The 14,567-nt window shown below is 42.2% G+C and carries 15 protein-coding genes; 9 read left to right on the top strand and 6 right to left on the bottom strand.

The annotated features are described in order from the left end of the window. Positions 1-68: 68 nt before the first annotated feature. Positions 69-1,076 (bottom strand): DUF2235 domain-containing protein, encoded by a 1,008-nt coding sequence (locus tag GJB62_RS12285; protein WP_114080452.1) that lies wholly within the window; start codon positions 1,074-1,076, stop codon positions 69-71. Between the two features lie 536 nt (positions 1,077-1,612). On the opposite strand from GJB62_RS12285, the gene mtnA reads away from it, so the two are divergent. Beyond that, positions 1,613-2,686 (top strand): S-methyl-5-thioribose-1-phosphate isomerase, encoded by a 1,074-nt coding sequence (gene mtnA, locus GJB62_RS12280; RefSeq protein WP_114080451.1) that lies wholly within the window; start codon positions 1,613-1,615, stop codon positions 2,684-2,686. 216 nt (positions 2,687-2,902) lie between these two features. On the opposite strand, the gene GJB62_RS12275 is transcribed toward mtnA, so the two are convergent. After that, entirely contained in the window at positions 2,903-4,324 is a 1,422-nt protein-coding gene (locus tag GJB62_RS12275; RefSeq protein ID WP_114080450.1) for an NADP-dependent isocitrate dehydrogenase, read from the bottom strand. Between the two features lie 274 nt (positions 4,325-4,598). Here GJB62_RS12275 and GJB62_RS12270 point away from each other — a divergent pair, with 274 nt between their 5' ends. From GJB62_RS12270 to GJB62_RS12260, 3 genes are all read left to right on the top strand, one after another. Then, positions 4,599-5,327 carry a GUN4 domain-containing protein gene (locus GJB62_RS12270; RefSeq protein ID WP_114080449.1) on the top strand — a complete coding sequence of 243 codons (729 nt, stop codon included), beginning with the start codon at positions 4,599-4,601 and terminating at the stop codon, positions 5,325-5,327. Between the two features lie 25 nt (positions 5,328-5,352). After that, positions 5,353-5,523, top strand: coding sequence for a type II toxin-antitoxin system HicB family antitoxin (locus GJB62_RS12265; protein ID WP_114080448.1), 171 nt, complete (start codon positions 5,353-5,355; stop codon positions 5,521-5,523). Positions 5,524-5,815: 292 nt separating this feature from the next. Then, on the top strand, positions 5,816-6,967 hold the full coding sequence (locus GJB62_RS12260) for an ABC transporter ATP-binding protein (RefSeq protein WP_114080446.1): 1,152 nt from the start codon (positions 5,816-5,818) through the stop codon (positions 6,965-6,967). 36 nt (positions 6,968-7,003) lie between these two features. Here the strand turns inward: GJB62_RS12260 and GJB62_RS12255 are convergent, their stop codons facing one another. Next, a complete protein-coding gene (locus GJB62_RS12255) occupies positions 7,004-8,254 on the bottom strand; it encodes a transposase (RefSeq protein WP_245246150.1) in 1,251 nt (416 codons plus the stop codon). Positions 8,255-8,491: 237 nt separating this feature from the next. Between GJB62_RS12255 and GJB62_RS12250 the strand changes: the two genes are divergently transcribed. Then, the gene (locus GJB62_RS12250; RefSeq protein WP_114080444.1) at positions 8,492-9,271 is read left to right on the top strand and encodes a superoxide dismutase; all 780 of its coding nucleotides are present in this window, start codon (positions 8,492-8,494) and stop codon (positions 9,269-9,271) included. A 115-nt stretch (positions 9,272-9,386) separates the two neighbouring features. Here the strand turns inward: GJB62_RS12250 and rsmG are convergent, their stop codons facing one another. Next, positions 9,387-10,121, bottom strand: a complete 735-nt coding sequence (gene rsmG, locus GJB62_RS12245; RefSeq protein WP_114080443.1) for a 16S rRNA (guanine(527)-N(7))-methyltransferase RsmG — start codon at positions 10,119-10,121, stop codon at positions 9,387-9,389. An 84-nt stretch (positions 10,122-10,205) separates the two neighbouring features. Then, positions 10,206-10,880: an energy-coupling factor ABC transporter ATP-binding protein gene (locus GJB62_RS12240; RefSeq protein WP_114080442.1), complete on the bottom strand. Its 675-nt coding sequence runs from the start codon at positions 10,878-10,880 to the stop codon at positions 10,206-10,208. A gap of 435 nt (positions 10,881-11,315) precedes the next feature. Between GJB62_RS12240 and GJB62_RS12235 the strand changes: the two genes are divergently transcribed. From GJB62_RS12235 to GJB62_RS12225, 3 genes are all read left to right on the top strand, one after another. Further along, complete coding sequence (locus tag GJB62_RS12235) at positions 11,316-12,272, top strand: Sll0314/Alr1548 family TPR repeat-containing protein (protein ID WP_114080441.1); 957 nt, start codon at positions 11,316-11,318, stop codon at positions 12,270-12,272. A gap of 81 nt (positions 12,273-12,353) precedes the next feature. Continuing rightward, positions 12,354-12,806: a DUF3531 family protein gene (locus tag GJB62_RS12230; RefSeq protein ID WP_069070833.1), complete on the top strand. Its 453-nt coding sequence runs from the start codon at positions 12,354-12,356 to the stop codon at positions 12,804-12,806. 8 nt (positions 12,807-12,814) lie between these two features. Beyond that, on the top strand, positions 12,815-13,246 hold the full coding sequence (locus tag GJB62_RS12225; protein ID WP_114080440.1) for an NUDIX hydrolase: 432 nt from the start codon (positions 12,815-12,817) through the stop codon (positions 13,244-13,246). Between the two features lie 339 nt (positions 13,247-13,585). Here the strand turns inward: GJB62_RS12225 and GJB62_RS12215 are convergent, their stop codons facing one another. After that, complete coding sequence (locus GJB62_RS12215) at positions 13,586-13,804, bottom strand: hypothetical protein (RefSeq protein WP_114080439.1); 219 nt, start codon at positions 13,802-13,804, stop codon at positions 13,586-13,588. A gap of 225 nt (positions 13,805-14,029) precedes the next feature. On the opposite strand from GJB62_RS12215, the gene GJB62_RS12210 reads away from it, so the two are divergent. Beyond that, positions 14,030-14,500 carry a DUF29 domain-containing protein gene (locus GJB62_RS12210; protein WP_209271492.1) on the top strand — a complete coding sequence of 157 codons (471 nt, stop codon included), beginning with the start codon at positions 14,030-14,032 and terminating at the stop codon, positions 14,498-14,500. Positions 14,501-14,567: the final 67 nt, after the last annotated feature.

Genomic DNA, 14,567 nt, shown 5'->3' with positions numbered 1-14,567 from the left:
TCGTTTTTCCAATTCTGTATTCGATGCAGTCTAAATTTCTCTACTTTGATGACTCAAATTAATTCAACCTATTTCAGTTTAGAAATAATCTTTTGTAGATTTTTCGGTCGATAGTCTTTGCGACTTTTCAAACGGTTGATCGTGCTTTCATGAAGGTCTTCAATGGTATCGCTAACCTCACGAAACTTGATTCCTGCCAATTTAAAGAATCCAGCATCGTTCTTAAAGTCGCATTCATAATTGGGGTTAATACCTGTGGGAATCACACTTGTATCGAAGTCAAGTCCCAATTGCATCTCACCGATGGAATCAATCATCCACTGTAAGGCGGCATCTGATAACCCACTATGTTCTTTAGTTCCACCACCAACACAGCCATGTGCGCCAGGGAACCACTTTTGAATCACTCGCTGGTTTTCAGCATCAGGATGCTTTGTCATGGGAGTGACATCAAAGACTTCACGGATTTCGTCGATCGCCACCGCGTGCAAGGCATTCTGAACACATTTGTTTAAAGTAGTGTCATGGAATCTGTAACGCTTATTCAGCTGCTCGCTCAACTTGCTGAAGGCGGGTATCCCAGGAATACCAAGGGCCCCAACGGTGTCAAAACAACCCAACAAGGTGATAGGGACGCGATCGCCGTAAGCTTGACGGTATTCCACAGCTTCCTGATCTTTTGGTTTAACACCTCGTTTACGGTAAAGCTCATAAGCTTCATGGGCTTTGGTGACATGGGGACGGTCTAGAAGACCGGAGCAATAGATCATCCCCGCTAGACTTCTAACTGTGTAAGCACCACGACTGAAACCGAACAGATAGATTTCGTCACCAGGAACATAGTTGAGGCTCAGAAATCGATAGCCATCTTCTATATTTCTATCGATTCCTAGTCCGGTAGCTCCCCCTAAAACCTTTTGACCCTCAGCTCCAACCCCCTCGTCATAAAATACGATTTGTGCAACCCCATCATTAGCCATCGGTTTTACCGATTGAGCTAACTTAACCACATTGCTAGGGTAAGCACTTGTTAATTGTTGCCAGGTTCCATCACAGCATATAACGAGACGTTTCATATTGTTATTTCAAACTCTTGGATTAATTAGATCAACTTTTTATTAAGATGTGACTTTTGCATAGAGTTAGGGCAAAAGCATTTTTGATATTAACTATATATTTAGTTTTCTAAATGCTTTAGCGAAATATCGTCTCACTTTTATAATGAGAATGCAAGGACAGTTAAGACAGTTAAGGAAGAAATTAATTAAATAAATATTAAGTAATTATCTGTGCCGCAAAATCATAAAAAAACTAAAAATATTTAATTGAATTTTAGTTTTTAAAATGAAATCATCAAGGTGCATTAAAGTAAAAAATATTGCTTGAGTAAGTCGGCGAGAAAATTCAATGTATATGAATAAATATAAATTGTCTGTAGGGAAGGCAGTTGCGTGGGCGGGTTCTACCGACTTGAGCAAACTAGCGTCGTGTTATGCCATCTTAAATTCTTGACGATGCGTTGCGCTGCGCGACAACACACCCTACAGTTAAATTTCTTAACATAGCTTGAAATATTAGCGCCGACTTACTTATCCACTAACTACGTTTTTCTATGACACTTTCTACAAACCACGTTTATCCCGTTATTTGGCACAATGAATCGGTGTCACTAATTGACCAAACGCGCTTACCCAACGAATATACATTTGTGGAAATCCACCGTAGTGAAGATATGGCGCGGGCGATTAAGACTATGATTGTCCGGGGTGCGCCAGCGATTGGTGTGGCTGCGGCTTATGGAATGTATCTTGGCGCAAGGGAAATTGAAACTAGCGATCGCCACGAATTTTTGCAAAACTTAGATAAAGTAGCCCAGTTGTTAGGTTCTACTCGTCCGACGGCGGTAAATTTATTTTGGGCAATTAGTCGGATGATGAAAGTTGCTAAGGAAACGTTGGGAACTGTTGAAGACATTAAGCAAACCCTTTTCCAAACAGCCCAAGCAATCAACGTTGAAGATTTGCAAACCTGTCAAGCAATCGGCGACAATGGTTTGGCAGTTTTGCCCAATACTCCAGAAAAGCTGACGTTACTTACTCACTGCAACGCTGGGGCGCTAGCTACGGCTGGTTATGGCACTGCTTTAGGCGTTGTGCGTTCCGCTTGGAGGGAAGGACGTTTAGAACGTTTATTTGCCGACGAAACCCGTCCCCGCTTACAAGGTGCAAAACTCACCGCTTGGGAATGTGTGCAAGAAGGTATTCCAGTGACATTAATTACTGATAATATGGCAGCCCATTGCATGAAACAGGGTTTGATTCATGCTGTAGTTGTGGGTGCCGATCGCATTGCTGCTAATGGCGACACTGCTAATAAAATTGGTACATATAGTGTTGCGATCGCAGCTAAGGCACATAATATCCCCTTCTTTGTGGCTGCGCCCCTTTCTACTGTTGATTTTGAATTAGCCGATGGCAGCAAAATTCCCATTGAAGAACGCGATCCAACAGAAATATATCAAGTCGGGGATACTATTCTCACACCTGAAGGTGTCGATTTTTACAACCCAGCTTTTGATGTGACTCCGGCTGAGTTGATTACAGCCATCATTACAGAGAATGGAGCGATCGCACCTGATAAATTAGCGAAATCACAGCTAAAGCAAGTAGACATCTCCAGAAATTAATGATGCCAGGGCTAGCTCTTTTACCTCTGTGTTCTCTGCGCCTCTGTGGTTATAAAAATTTCTTTTAAACCGCAGAGGCACAGAGAACGCAGAGAGAAAAAAGAGATTTTTGGAGTTAAAGTTTAACTCTTTCCCTCTCCAACTCGGAGAGGGACAGGTTTTGCGTAGTAAAACCAGGGAGAGGTCTTTTTATTCGACTAATTAACCCTAGTAAACTTAACCAAAATGCTGAATAATTGCGTCGGCAAATTCAGAACATTTTAAAGGTTCAACAGGCGGTTCTAGCAAGCGGGCTAAATCGTAGGTGACTTTACTATTTGCGATCGCATCGCTTAAACCTTTTTTAACTAGGTCTGCGGCTTCTTGCCAACCCATAAATTCCAGCATCATCACACCAGACAAAATCACTGAACCCGGATTAATCCGATCCAAGCCGGCGTGTTTGGGTGCAGTACCGTGGGTAGCTTCAAATATGGCACTAGAATCACCAATATTTGCCCCTGGCCCCATTCCTAATCCCCCAACAATGGCGGCGGCGGCATCAGACAAATAATCGCCGTTCAAGTTCATTGTCGCCAAAATCGAATACTCATCCGGTCTGGTTTGGATTTGTTGAAAAATACTGTCAGCAATCCGGTCATTCACCAAAACTTTTTCTTTCCATTTGCCATCGCCGTGGGTTGCCCAAATTGTGTTAAGAACAGTTTCAACTTCCTTGACAACTTGCGCTTTCTTGTCTGGGGTAAGATTATCAAACCCAGGCTCAATCTGGCGGGCGTTTTCTTCCAAAGAAATATTCGGATTTTTTTCCTTGTTACTCAAAATCCAAGATTCTTGTTCAGTAACAGTTTCTTGGCGGAATTCACTGGTTGCTAGTTCATAACCCCAATCGCGGAAAGCGCCTTCGGTGTATTTCATGATGTTGCCCTTATGCACCAAAGTCACTTGTTGCTTGTTTTTGGGCAATAGCAAGGCGTGTTTGATGGCACGTCTAACTAGGCGTTGGGAACCAGTTTTGCTGATGGGTTTGATGCCAATACCAGAATCAAGAGGAATGCGTTTTTTCCCGTGTTCTGGGGTGGCGGGGATTAGTTCTTCGTTAAGAATCTTAATTAAGCGATCGCCGATTTCGCTACCTTGTCGCCACTCAATGCCTAAATAAATATCTTCTGTATTTTCCCGATAAACAATTACATCCAGCTTTTCGGGGTTTTTGTGGGGTGAGGGCGTACCCGCATAGTAACGGCAAGGACGTACACAGGCATATAAGTCAAAAATTTGCCTTAGTGCCACATTTAAAGAACGAATTCCTCCCCCAATGGGAGTAGTCAAAGGCCCTTTAATAGCTACACCATACTCTTCAATTGCCGTGAGAGTGTCTTGAGGTAAATACTGGTAAGTTCCGTATAAATCGCAAGCTTCGTCCCCAGCGTAAACCTTAAACCAACTAATTTGACGCTGACCCTTATATGCTTTGGCTACCGCAGCATCGAGGACTTTTTGGGTAGCAGGCCAGATGTCGATACCTGTGCCGTCGCCACGAATAAAGGGGATAATTGGATTGTCCGGTACGATTGGTTCACCATTTTTGAAGGTGATTTTTGCTCCGGCTACGGGGGGGGTAATCTTTTCGTACATCGTTCACACACTCCTAATCGATACGCTGCTATTCAAAAAATCTTATGTGGCAGGCTTGTATATTTTGCTATGTCTTTTGTTCACCAAGCCATAAGGCACAGATTTTCCCCCTATTCCCCTTGTACATTATTTGGGGATTAAGTGTGGGATTTCAGTGAAGCGATCGCAATTTTGTACGATTAAAAATAGTAAACTACTTTTCGCTATCAATACTTTTCCAAGGTGAAGCCCGATAGCTTACCGCTCTTTCACTGACCGTTAACACAAGAATGGCATGACAGACCCAATGATTTTATCAGGCCCTGCAAATGACATTGACTCTCTCCGACAACCATTAATCGCCGGGTCTGAAAAAGTCCAACAACAGATAATCCCACAGTTAGCTGAGTTGGGTAATGAGGGATTAGACGTGTTGATGGAATTTTTACTGAAACGACGTGAGAACCCAGCGACTTGGATTGATGGCAAAGCTTACCAAGTCCTTTACAGCTCTGATGCACCTCAAGCCAAAGAATTTTTGCGCTCCTGTTTTCCTGAAGGAATTGTACCTCTAAAATCAGAGTGCGGGATTAACTACAATTCTTTGCAACAGCTACTTGCTGCTCAAGACTTTCAAGCAGCCGATCGCGTCACCATCGAAAAAATGTGTGAATTATCAGGGCCAACGGCTGTACAACGAAAATGGTTGTACTTTACTGAGGTAGAAAATACCTCGGCTGTTGACTTGCAAACTATTAACAACCTCTGGTTAGTCCACTCCGAAGGTAAATTTGGCTTTTCAGTGCAGCGAGAAATCTGGTTAAGTTTGGGTAAGAATTGGGAGAATTTCTGGCCGAAAATTGGCTGGAAAGAAGGTAATAACTGGACGCGATACCCTAACAGCTTTACTTGGGATTTGAGTGCGCCTAGAGGTCACTTACCCCTCTCTAATCAGCTGCGGGGGGTAAGAGTCTTTGCTTCTTTACTCTCTCACCCTGCTTGGTCGAAGAATCCAGAAAAATGATTTTGAGTCTACGTACAAATAGATTATGATCAATCCCACCAACCGAGAATTCTACGTCATCATTGAACGGGATGAAGATGGCTACCATGTCGGAGAAGTACCTCAGCTACAAGCCTGTTACAGTCAAGGAGAAACAACTGATGAGTTGATGGCTAATATGAAAGAAGTAATTGAGCTTTGTTTAGAGGATGTGTGAGAAGTCAAAAATATCATGCTGTCGTCTGCGATCAGAGTATGACTTAAAGAGCCTAAAAATCAGAAAGTTTGGTTCTGAACGAAAGAGCTTTAGTAAGACGAAAATTCGTTTAGAACCTGATGTTGCAGAGGTTTTTCCTAATGCCGATGCTATGAATAAGGCTCTAAGATTTCTGATTAGAGTTCTACATTTGTAAAGCAGCCTCACAGTTCCTCGGAGGGTGTGGATCAAACCTCTTAGTACTTAGTTGGAAGTGCCGCATGATCCTAAACTGAAAATATCAAATCAGATAATGGCAAATGTTCGTCTAGAAGATATTAAGCGTAGATTCAATAATGTCACTGCGATCGAGGACATTACCTTTGAAATTCCTGATGGAGAGTTTTGGGTTTTAGTTGGGCCATCGGGTTGTGGTAAGTCTACAATTTTGCGAACGATCGCTGGTTTAGAAACCGCTACATCAGGCAAACTCTTTATTGGCGATCGCTTGGTGAATAATATCCCAGCCAGACAGCGAGATGTGGCGATGGTGTTCCAAAACTACGCCCTCTATCCTCACATGAGCGTGGCGGAAAATATCGGCTTTGGCTTGCAAATGCGGAAGGTTGATCGAAAAATCATTCAAGAACGGGTGATGAATGTGGCGCGATCGCTTTCTCTGGATCACTTGCTGGATCGTAAACCCAAACAACTTTCTGGGGGACAGCAACAACGGGTAGCATTAGGAAGAGCGATCGCTCGTGAACCCCAAGTTTTTTTACTTGATGAACCTTTATCTAATTTAGATGCCCAATTACGCGACGATACAAGGGCAGAATTAAAACAGTTACATCAAGAATTAGGAATTACCACAATTTACGTCACCCACGATCAAGTTGAAGCAATGACTTTGGCTGATAAAATAGTCGTGCTAAATCGCGGGCGAATTCAACAAATCGGCGATCCCCAAACTATTTATGCAAGTCCTGCTAATCAGATGGTGGCAAGTTTTTTAGGGAGTCCACCGATGAATATTTTGCCTGCAATCTATCAAAATAACGGTTTTGATGTCAGTGGACAGTTATTAACAATTCCAGCAGTTGTAAAAGAAAAATTACAGTTGCGTCAGGAACACAGTTATGATTTGGGGATTCGTCCAGAGCATATTTTTATTAACGAACCGCCCTCCGGGTTCACAGTCGCCTACGGCGGGAAACCCTCCTACAGCGCTGATTCACCAAGTCGCCAAGAAGCAAATGAGAGTCACCTGATTGTAGAAGTTAAGGTGGTGGAACCTTTGGGAAGAGAAACTTTGATTCGTGCTGGTTTACCTGGTTCGGCGGTGGTGTTGAATATTCAGGTAGGCGCGGATGTGCGTCCCCGTCCAGGCGATCGCCTTTCTCTACAACTTGATTTAAATCACTTGTTTGTATTTGATCCCAAAACTGGCGACAGAATTTTGTGACATGACTCCGGGCTGAAGCCTCGGAGCATCTAAGAATCACTTCTTAGTTTTCCTAGTTGCTCCCTTACGGGTTTTCGACTTTGACCTAGACCGAGATATCTCAGTCCCCGGCAAACCGTCTGCGTAGGCATTTTGGGTTCCGACGTGTCCCGCCGTACTAATGAGGGCTATTCCTCTATTTCTCATTACTTGACCACTAGCAACATCACGATCTGTTTTGTATCCGCAACTAAGACAATAATGTACTCTAATACTTAAATCCTTTCTAACTTCTGCCCCACACTCAGGACATTCAAGAGATGTCCCTCTTGCACTAACTTCACCGAAGAATTTACCACGTTTCCAACAAACATACTTGGCAATAGTTCGGAACTGTCCAAACCCAGCATCAAGAATTTGTTTGCCTAGCATCCCTTTTGCAAGAGTTCGGTAATCCAAGTCTTCCATGAAGACCATATCGCCAGTATCGCAAAGGGCATGAGCTTGCTTGAAGTGGAAATCCTTACGGGTGTTATCAATCGTGTGGTGAAGTCTAGCAATCTTAATCCTTTGCTTCTTGTAATTTAAAGAGCGCTTCTTTTTTCTAGAAAGTCTGCGTTGCAGCAATTTCAGCTTGCTTTGCATCACTTTCAGAAACTTGGGCGACTTTACAAGAACACCGTCACTAGTTGCTAAAAACTTTTCAAGCCCGACATCTACCCCAATCGGGTGTCCGTATGGCATTGGTGAGGGAACATTAACATTACATTGAATATTAATGGAAGCGTACCAAATATCCGCTTTGTTGATTATCCGAACTTGCTTAACCACAAATCCATTTGGAATTGGGCGATGTAAGTTAATTGGAATAATACCTAGTTTAGGAAGTTTGATATTTAATCCAACTACAGGATTTTCTTTAAACTGGGGAAACAACAAAGACTTGAATTGCCCAAACTTTTTAAACCTGGGGAACCCATGCCCAACTTTCTGAAATCCCTCCCATGCACGATGTAACTGCTTGATAGCTTGCTGCAAAACTTGACTTGGTACTTCTCCTAACCGAGAGAATGCCTTTTTTGCACTTGGCAGGGCATTAAGCTGCAAAACTTCGCTAGGGAAAGGAGCATCCGCAGCCATGATATATTCATGGCTAATCGAGCATCTATCAACCATGCATTTCCGGCTATTGCACCAATCCTTAATTTCTCGCAGCCCATAGTTATAGGCAACGCGACAAACATCCATCCACTCAATGAGCGACTGTTCTTGAGTGATGTTTGGGTAGATTCGATAGCGGTAATTCATGGTTAACATTCCACTGTTTTAACACACATTTAATGGAGAATATAACTCTAGTAAATTAAAGCATTGCGTGGTGCTTACTGAGCGTAGCCGAAGTAAGCACGGGGTCTTTTACCCAATTTTATGATAAATAGTTTCTTAAACTGCCAGAAATAATCACAATTCCCAATTTTTTGTAGCCAAAATCTAAGAAAATAAAAACTGCAATAGAGACTTAATTGATTAGCTGCAAAAAGTTATATGGCTATTAATCGACGCAATTTCTTGTTTTTACTTACAGCCGGTACGGGTGCTTTTGCATTAGATGCTTGTGCATCAGCAGAGAAATCTCCCAATGGAAATACTGCAACTCCTGAAACAACACCAAATACAAGACTAAATAAAACATCAGATAAACCAGGTGCTATCCAACTACCGCCTTTAGCTTACGCCTACGAAGCACTTGAACCACACATCGATGCTAAAACGATGCAGTTTCACCATGATAAGCACCACGCAACTTATGTAAAAAACTTGAATGCAGCGTTAGATAAATACCCAGAACTCAAAGGCAAAACTATTGAAGAACTGTTGCAGAAACTTGACACTATACCACAAGATATTCGCAGAACAGTACGCAATAATGGCGGTGGTCATGTGAACCACTCAATGTTCTGGGAAATTATGAAGCCAAAAGGCGGGGGAGAACCAACAGGAAATATAGCCTCTGCAATTAATCAAAGTTTTGGTAGTTTTGCAGCTTTCAAAAAACAGTTTAATGAAGCTGGTGCTAGCCGTTTTGGTAGTGGTTGGGTTTGGCTAGTGCGTAATAAAGGTGGCAAGTTAGAAGTGACAACTACAGCTAACCAAGATAGTCCCTTAAGTACAGGTAAATATCCCATTTTAGGTAATGACGTATGGGAACACGCATATTATCTCAATTACCAAAATCGCCGCGCCGATTATTTAGATGCTTGGTGGAATGTGGTTAATTGGGATGAGATTAACAAGCGTTTTGCAGCAGCCAGTAAACTTGCTTAAACATTGGGATATTGATATTCCGCTCCTATCAAAGTAATTCATAATTCCAACCATTGGAAACTTGCACTCTTTCTAATTACGTTAGCGTAGCGGGGCGTAGCCCATTACGAATTAGTCAAAGAGGCTTTTGAGTAGGTACACCAATAGGACGGGGAAACTGAATTGGTGTGGTGGCTACCTTACGCAAATACACACAGTGCCGGATGCTGTGACTCAAGGGTGTTGTAAATTGTTCGATTGATTCAATAACGCCACCCAACAGCTTCACAGCATTCTGCAAAGCTGTTGTTTCATCCTTTGTCCAATTACCGCGATAAATTATGGCTAAACCTCCCTGTTTGAGCAGTGGTAGGGTATATTCTGCACAAACAGAAACCGCCCCTACAGCGCGTATCAGTGCAATATCATAAGCCATTCGATGCTTATAGTACTGACCGATTTCCTCAGCCCTACCAACAAGAGTTTTAGTATTAGTAAGGGCAAGTTCAGTTAATATATTGTCGAGAAAAGTAATTTTTTTCTGAGTGGAATCGAGAAGAGTAATTGTGCAATTAGGTACTGTCATTGCCACTGGAACACCTGGAAAACCTGCACCTGTACCAATATCAATGATATTAGGGGAAGCCAGAGGTAAATTTCCTGATAATACGGGTAGAATTCCTCGTAGAGAATCCCAGAGATGTTTTTCCCAAAACTCTTGGGGATCAGTAATGCGAGTTAAATTTAGTTGACGATTACCTTCTAGGATTAACTCATAAAGCTTTTGGAATTGCCCTTGCTGTTGGACAGTTGGTTGCCAATTCAGAGTTTGCTGCCATATTTCTGCCATTTCAGGCAATAAGTTTGTCATTTGTCATTTGTCATTTGTCATTGGTCATTTGTCAATTGGGATAGGGCATTGGGTATTCTTTTTTCTCCAGTCCCCAGTCCCCTTTCATACCGATGGTAGAGGTTCTTTGACTTTGGATTCTAATGTCTTTGGGTCTACTGATTGTAGTTCGCCGTGGTTGAGTGTCCAGCAACGATCTGCGATCGCTAACAAATCCCCAGCATCGTGTGTTACTACCAATAGCGTCCAATCTTGTTTCAGTTTTGCTAATAAATTTACCAGTTGCCGACGCATTGACCAATCTAACCCAGCAGTGGGTTCATCCAATAACAATAAATTTGGCTGGCGAATCAATTGCACTGCTAAAGCTAAACGCCTCTGTTGACCACCACTCAAAGCATGGGGAGCAGCAGAAAGTGATAAATGTTCTAATCCCACCTCAGTCAGGGCCTGTCTAACTCGTTCTGACCCTAACTCAGGATGTCCTAAACGCAATTCTTCTAAAATCGAACCACCACAAAAGTGCCGTTCTGGAAACTGAAATACCAACCCAGCTAATTGTTGTAGCTGTTCGGCTACAAGTTCTTGTTCCCGCCAGAAGAGTGCGCCAGTAGTGGGTTCGGCTAATCCTGACAAAATTTCTAATAAAGTACTTTTTCCAGAACCACTGGGGCCGATAATCAGACCTAGCTGCTGGGGTGCTAATTCCAAGTTGATCGATTTAAGAATCGCTGTTGGACACGCTGTGGGGTGATAATTTACATTTCGGAGATAGAGCATTTGTTAAGATTACCAAAAAGTCAGCAAATTACTGATTAGCTACACTGAGAGTACCTGGAAAATTCTGGAAAAATTTATAATGCATTACCTGGATTAACAGCTTAATCTAGCAGCAAGAATCATCCAATTTTTCTCCATTGTGGCAGACTCACCCTGAAAACTTTGGTTATGACGAGCCTGGAAACATGGAAAAATTACCAAAGTCAATCTTTATATAAGAAAATTTTGGTTGAGGCAGAAGCAAGTTAACACTTCGACTCCTTTTGACTGAGCTACCTCGGCTCCCTTCTCTACGAGAGGCTGCGCCAACGACTGCGCTCAGGGCAAGCCGCTCGGCACAAGTCAAGGCAAGTCGCTCAGTGTAAAAATTAATCATTTTTTGCATTCTAAGTAACACATACAACTATTTCAACCGCAATTATTCTGAGGGTTAAAATGACTAAAAGGTTTTCTTCGCCTCGATTACTAGTGCCAACCAGACTTAATGCTTTTGCTCAGACTGCTTTTGGTGCTGCGTTCGCCTTTGGCGTTGTCCCTTGGGCAATCGCACTTAATCTGTGGGTAAATCCCTCTCTGGCTGGCGATCCGTTTCGCAATAACGAACCTCATCAAATTGGCGACCAAACAGAAGCAGCTTTTAAAGCGATTTTCCAGCAGGGTAACTATCCAGCAGCAGAGCGTTATTTAGAACAAGCAATATCTAAAGAACCAAATGAACCTCTAGCTTATGCGATGAAGGCATCTTTGGCATACGGAAATAAGGATTGGGCTAAACTTGCCACCTACAGTCAGAAAACTCTAGAAACCGGACAAAAACTGGTTCCCAACGATCCATTGCGTGGTAATTTATACACTGCTGTTGGTCATTTTTTAGAAGGAGCAATAATTATCACCCGTGAGGGTACAGTCAACGGTGTGCCGCAAGCTTTTAGTAGGCTGCGGCAAGTTTATGAATATTTAGATAAAGCCGAAGCAATTTCTGCCAACGATCCAGAACTGAATTTAATCAAGGGTTATATGGATTTGTTGTTGGCGGTTAATTTGCCTTTTGCTAGTCCCGATCAGTCAATTGGACGCTTAGAAAAAAATGCCGCTCCTGGGTATCTCGTTGATCGCGGTATTGCTCTTGCTTACCGGGATTTAAAAAGGTATCCGCAGGCACTAGAATATGTCAACCGCGCGATCAAAACCACATCCGATAATCCAGAAATTTATTATCTCAAAGCCCAAATCCTGAAAGAACTGGGGCAAAAAGAAAAAAGCCAGCAGATGATTCGGGAAGCGATCACTAATTTTGACAAAGCATTAACTAAAAAATCCCAACTCCCAAGCGATTTAGTCAAACAAATTGAGAGTGAACGCAAAAATGCTGCTAGCCTTAACAATCCTTAGCCCCAATTCCCAATTCCCCATTCCCCATACCCTACTTTGATATGCTTATTTGCAGAACAGTAATTGAGATATTAGACCAAAATGGAAATTCAGTTCCGCGAGATTAATCCTTTTGATATGTGGATTTGGCTGAAATTCAGTACAAATCCTTCTGCACGTGAAAAACAGTATGTAGAAGAAGTTTTCAATTCCTGGTTTTATCTAGGTAAATTGGGCGCATTTAACGCAGAGAATCTTCAGGTGCAGGACACTGGACTCGATATCAGCTACATGAATTATGATGAGCAAGGGTATGACAAAAGCTTGCTAGCACTGATGCACAACATTGGTGAGTTTGAATATGAGGGACAGTGGGGACGTTGTTGGTTTGACTTAGGAACCAGTGATGCGATCGCATTAGATATCTTAATCAACGCTCTCACCCAGCTAAGTCAGGAATACGTCACCATTGAAGAATTGTACATCGGTGGCGAAAATCCAGATTGGCCTATTGAGGATAGCGAAAGTCGTCCTCAGTCTATTTATGATAATTAGTTATAAAAATGAATAAAGCAGGTGAAATTAGGGTAATAGCCTTGGGGCTAATTCGGGATGGAGAACGCATATTTGTTTCTGAAGGCTATGATCCCGTAAAGCAAGAAACATTTTATCGGGCTTTAGGCGGTGGTGTTGATTTTGGCGAAGCCAGCCACGCCGCCTTAAAACGAGAGTTTCAAGAGGAAATTCAGGCAGACTTAACGAATATTAAATATCTAGGTTGTATAGAGAACCTGTTTACATTTAATGGTAGGCAAGGTCATGAAATCATTCAGCTTTATCAATGTGACTTTGTTGATTCAAAATTTTATCAACTGGAAAGTCTAATTTTTTCAGAATCACAACATCATAAACATAAAGCGTTATGGATAGATATCTCTCGCTTTAAATCTGGTGAATTACGATTAGTTCCTGAAGTATTTTTTGAATATTTATAAATCATTTGAAAATTTCAACTTCATGTAAGCGCTCATCTTTTGATCCAAATGGAGTATGCGATCGCACTGCGTCGCTACAACTGAGAGAGCAACCTGTTATACTCTGCGTGTGAACCAAGCCAAAACCAAATAACAATATCACCATCTAACTGTCGAACCGCTCGATAATTTTTGCTAATTCGTGCTGAATAAATTGGTAGTTCTATTGAACTTTTTTGAAGCGCAAGCTTGGATGGCTCGGATCTTGTTTGAAAAGGCGGTATGCCTCATGTGTTTGCTCTTGAACTTGCCCAGGTAGATCAGCAAACCCTTGACGAAACTGAGCAGTTATACGTGACTTCACAATTTATCTGGATCTAACTCTTGGGTTTTACCTACACGGTATTCAGCCATTGCCTCGGCTGCAAGTTTGGCAAGCATATCTGGAGAACGGGCAAAAGCTTCATCCCAACGGCGTTCATCTTCTAGTTCTGCCAACATCATCGCTGCGATCGCATCTTGTTCATTGGCAGGTAAATTTTTTAGTTTAGCGATCGCTTGTTCAAGTAGCTCAGTCATGGCTGTTAATCGTTACGAAAGTCATACTATAAATTATCTCTGCTTGCACTCTGTTGGGGTTGTTAGGGTGCGATCGCTCCATAGCCCAAGTAGTAGAGTTTGAGTACGAGCAAGCAATCTCTCTCAAGAGTACTAAGAGAATTTGACACAGTTCTACAATAAAAGCAAAGACGTTGAGGTTGAACTAACGTAATGGGTGTACCTGAAACAAACCCAAAGATACCAATGGCTTCAGCAAGCCTCTACGAAACTGATTTTTACGCTTGGACGCAGGAACAAGTTAGTTTACTTTGCAATGAGCAGTGGAGTCAGATTGATCTGCAAAATCTAATTGAGGAGATTCAATCTTTGGGTAAACAGCAACGTCAAGAACTGCGAAACCATCTAAGTGTGTTGATTGGACATTTACTAAAATGGCAGTACCAGCCTCAACGCCGTAGCCGTCGTTGGTTAGCAACAGTTCGTATTCAACGCTTAGATATTGCTGAACTGCTTGAAGACAATCCTAGCCTCAAACCTTACCTTGAAGAAGCACTTCGCAAAGCCTACCTTAAAGGTGTCGAATTGGCTGTTGGAGAAACAGATTTGCCCAAACGGACTTTTCCGGTAGAGTCTCCTTACAGTTTAGTAGAGATTGTGGACTATGATTTCTACCCCGGTGAACCAAGCAAGTTACTAGATGAATCAGAGTATTAATTTGAAATTAAAGTAAATCTTCTTCAGATAGCTTAGGTTTTCATTTGATGAATAATCTTTTTCTCCC

The organism is Nostoc sp. ATCC 53789 (genome assembly GCF_009873495.1).
GTDB lineage: Bacteria > Cyanobacteriota > Cyanobacteriia > Cyanobacteriales > Nostocaceae > Nostoc > Nostoc muscorum_A.
Note: the sequence above shows the minus strand (reverse complement) of the source record. Positions and strands in the feature narration are given on the sequence as shown.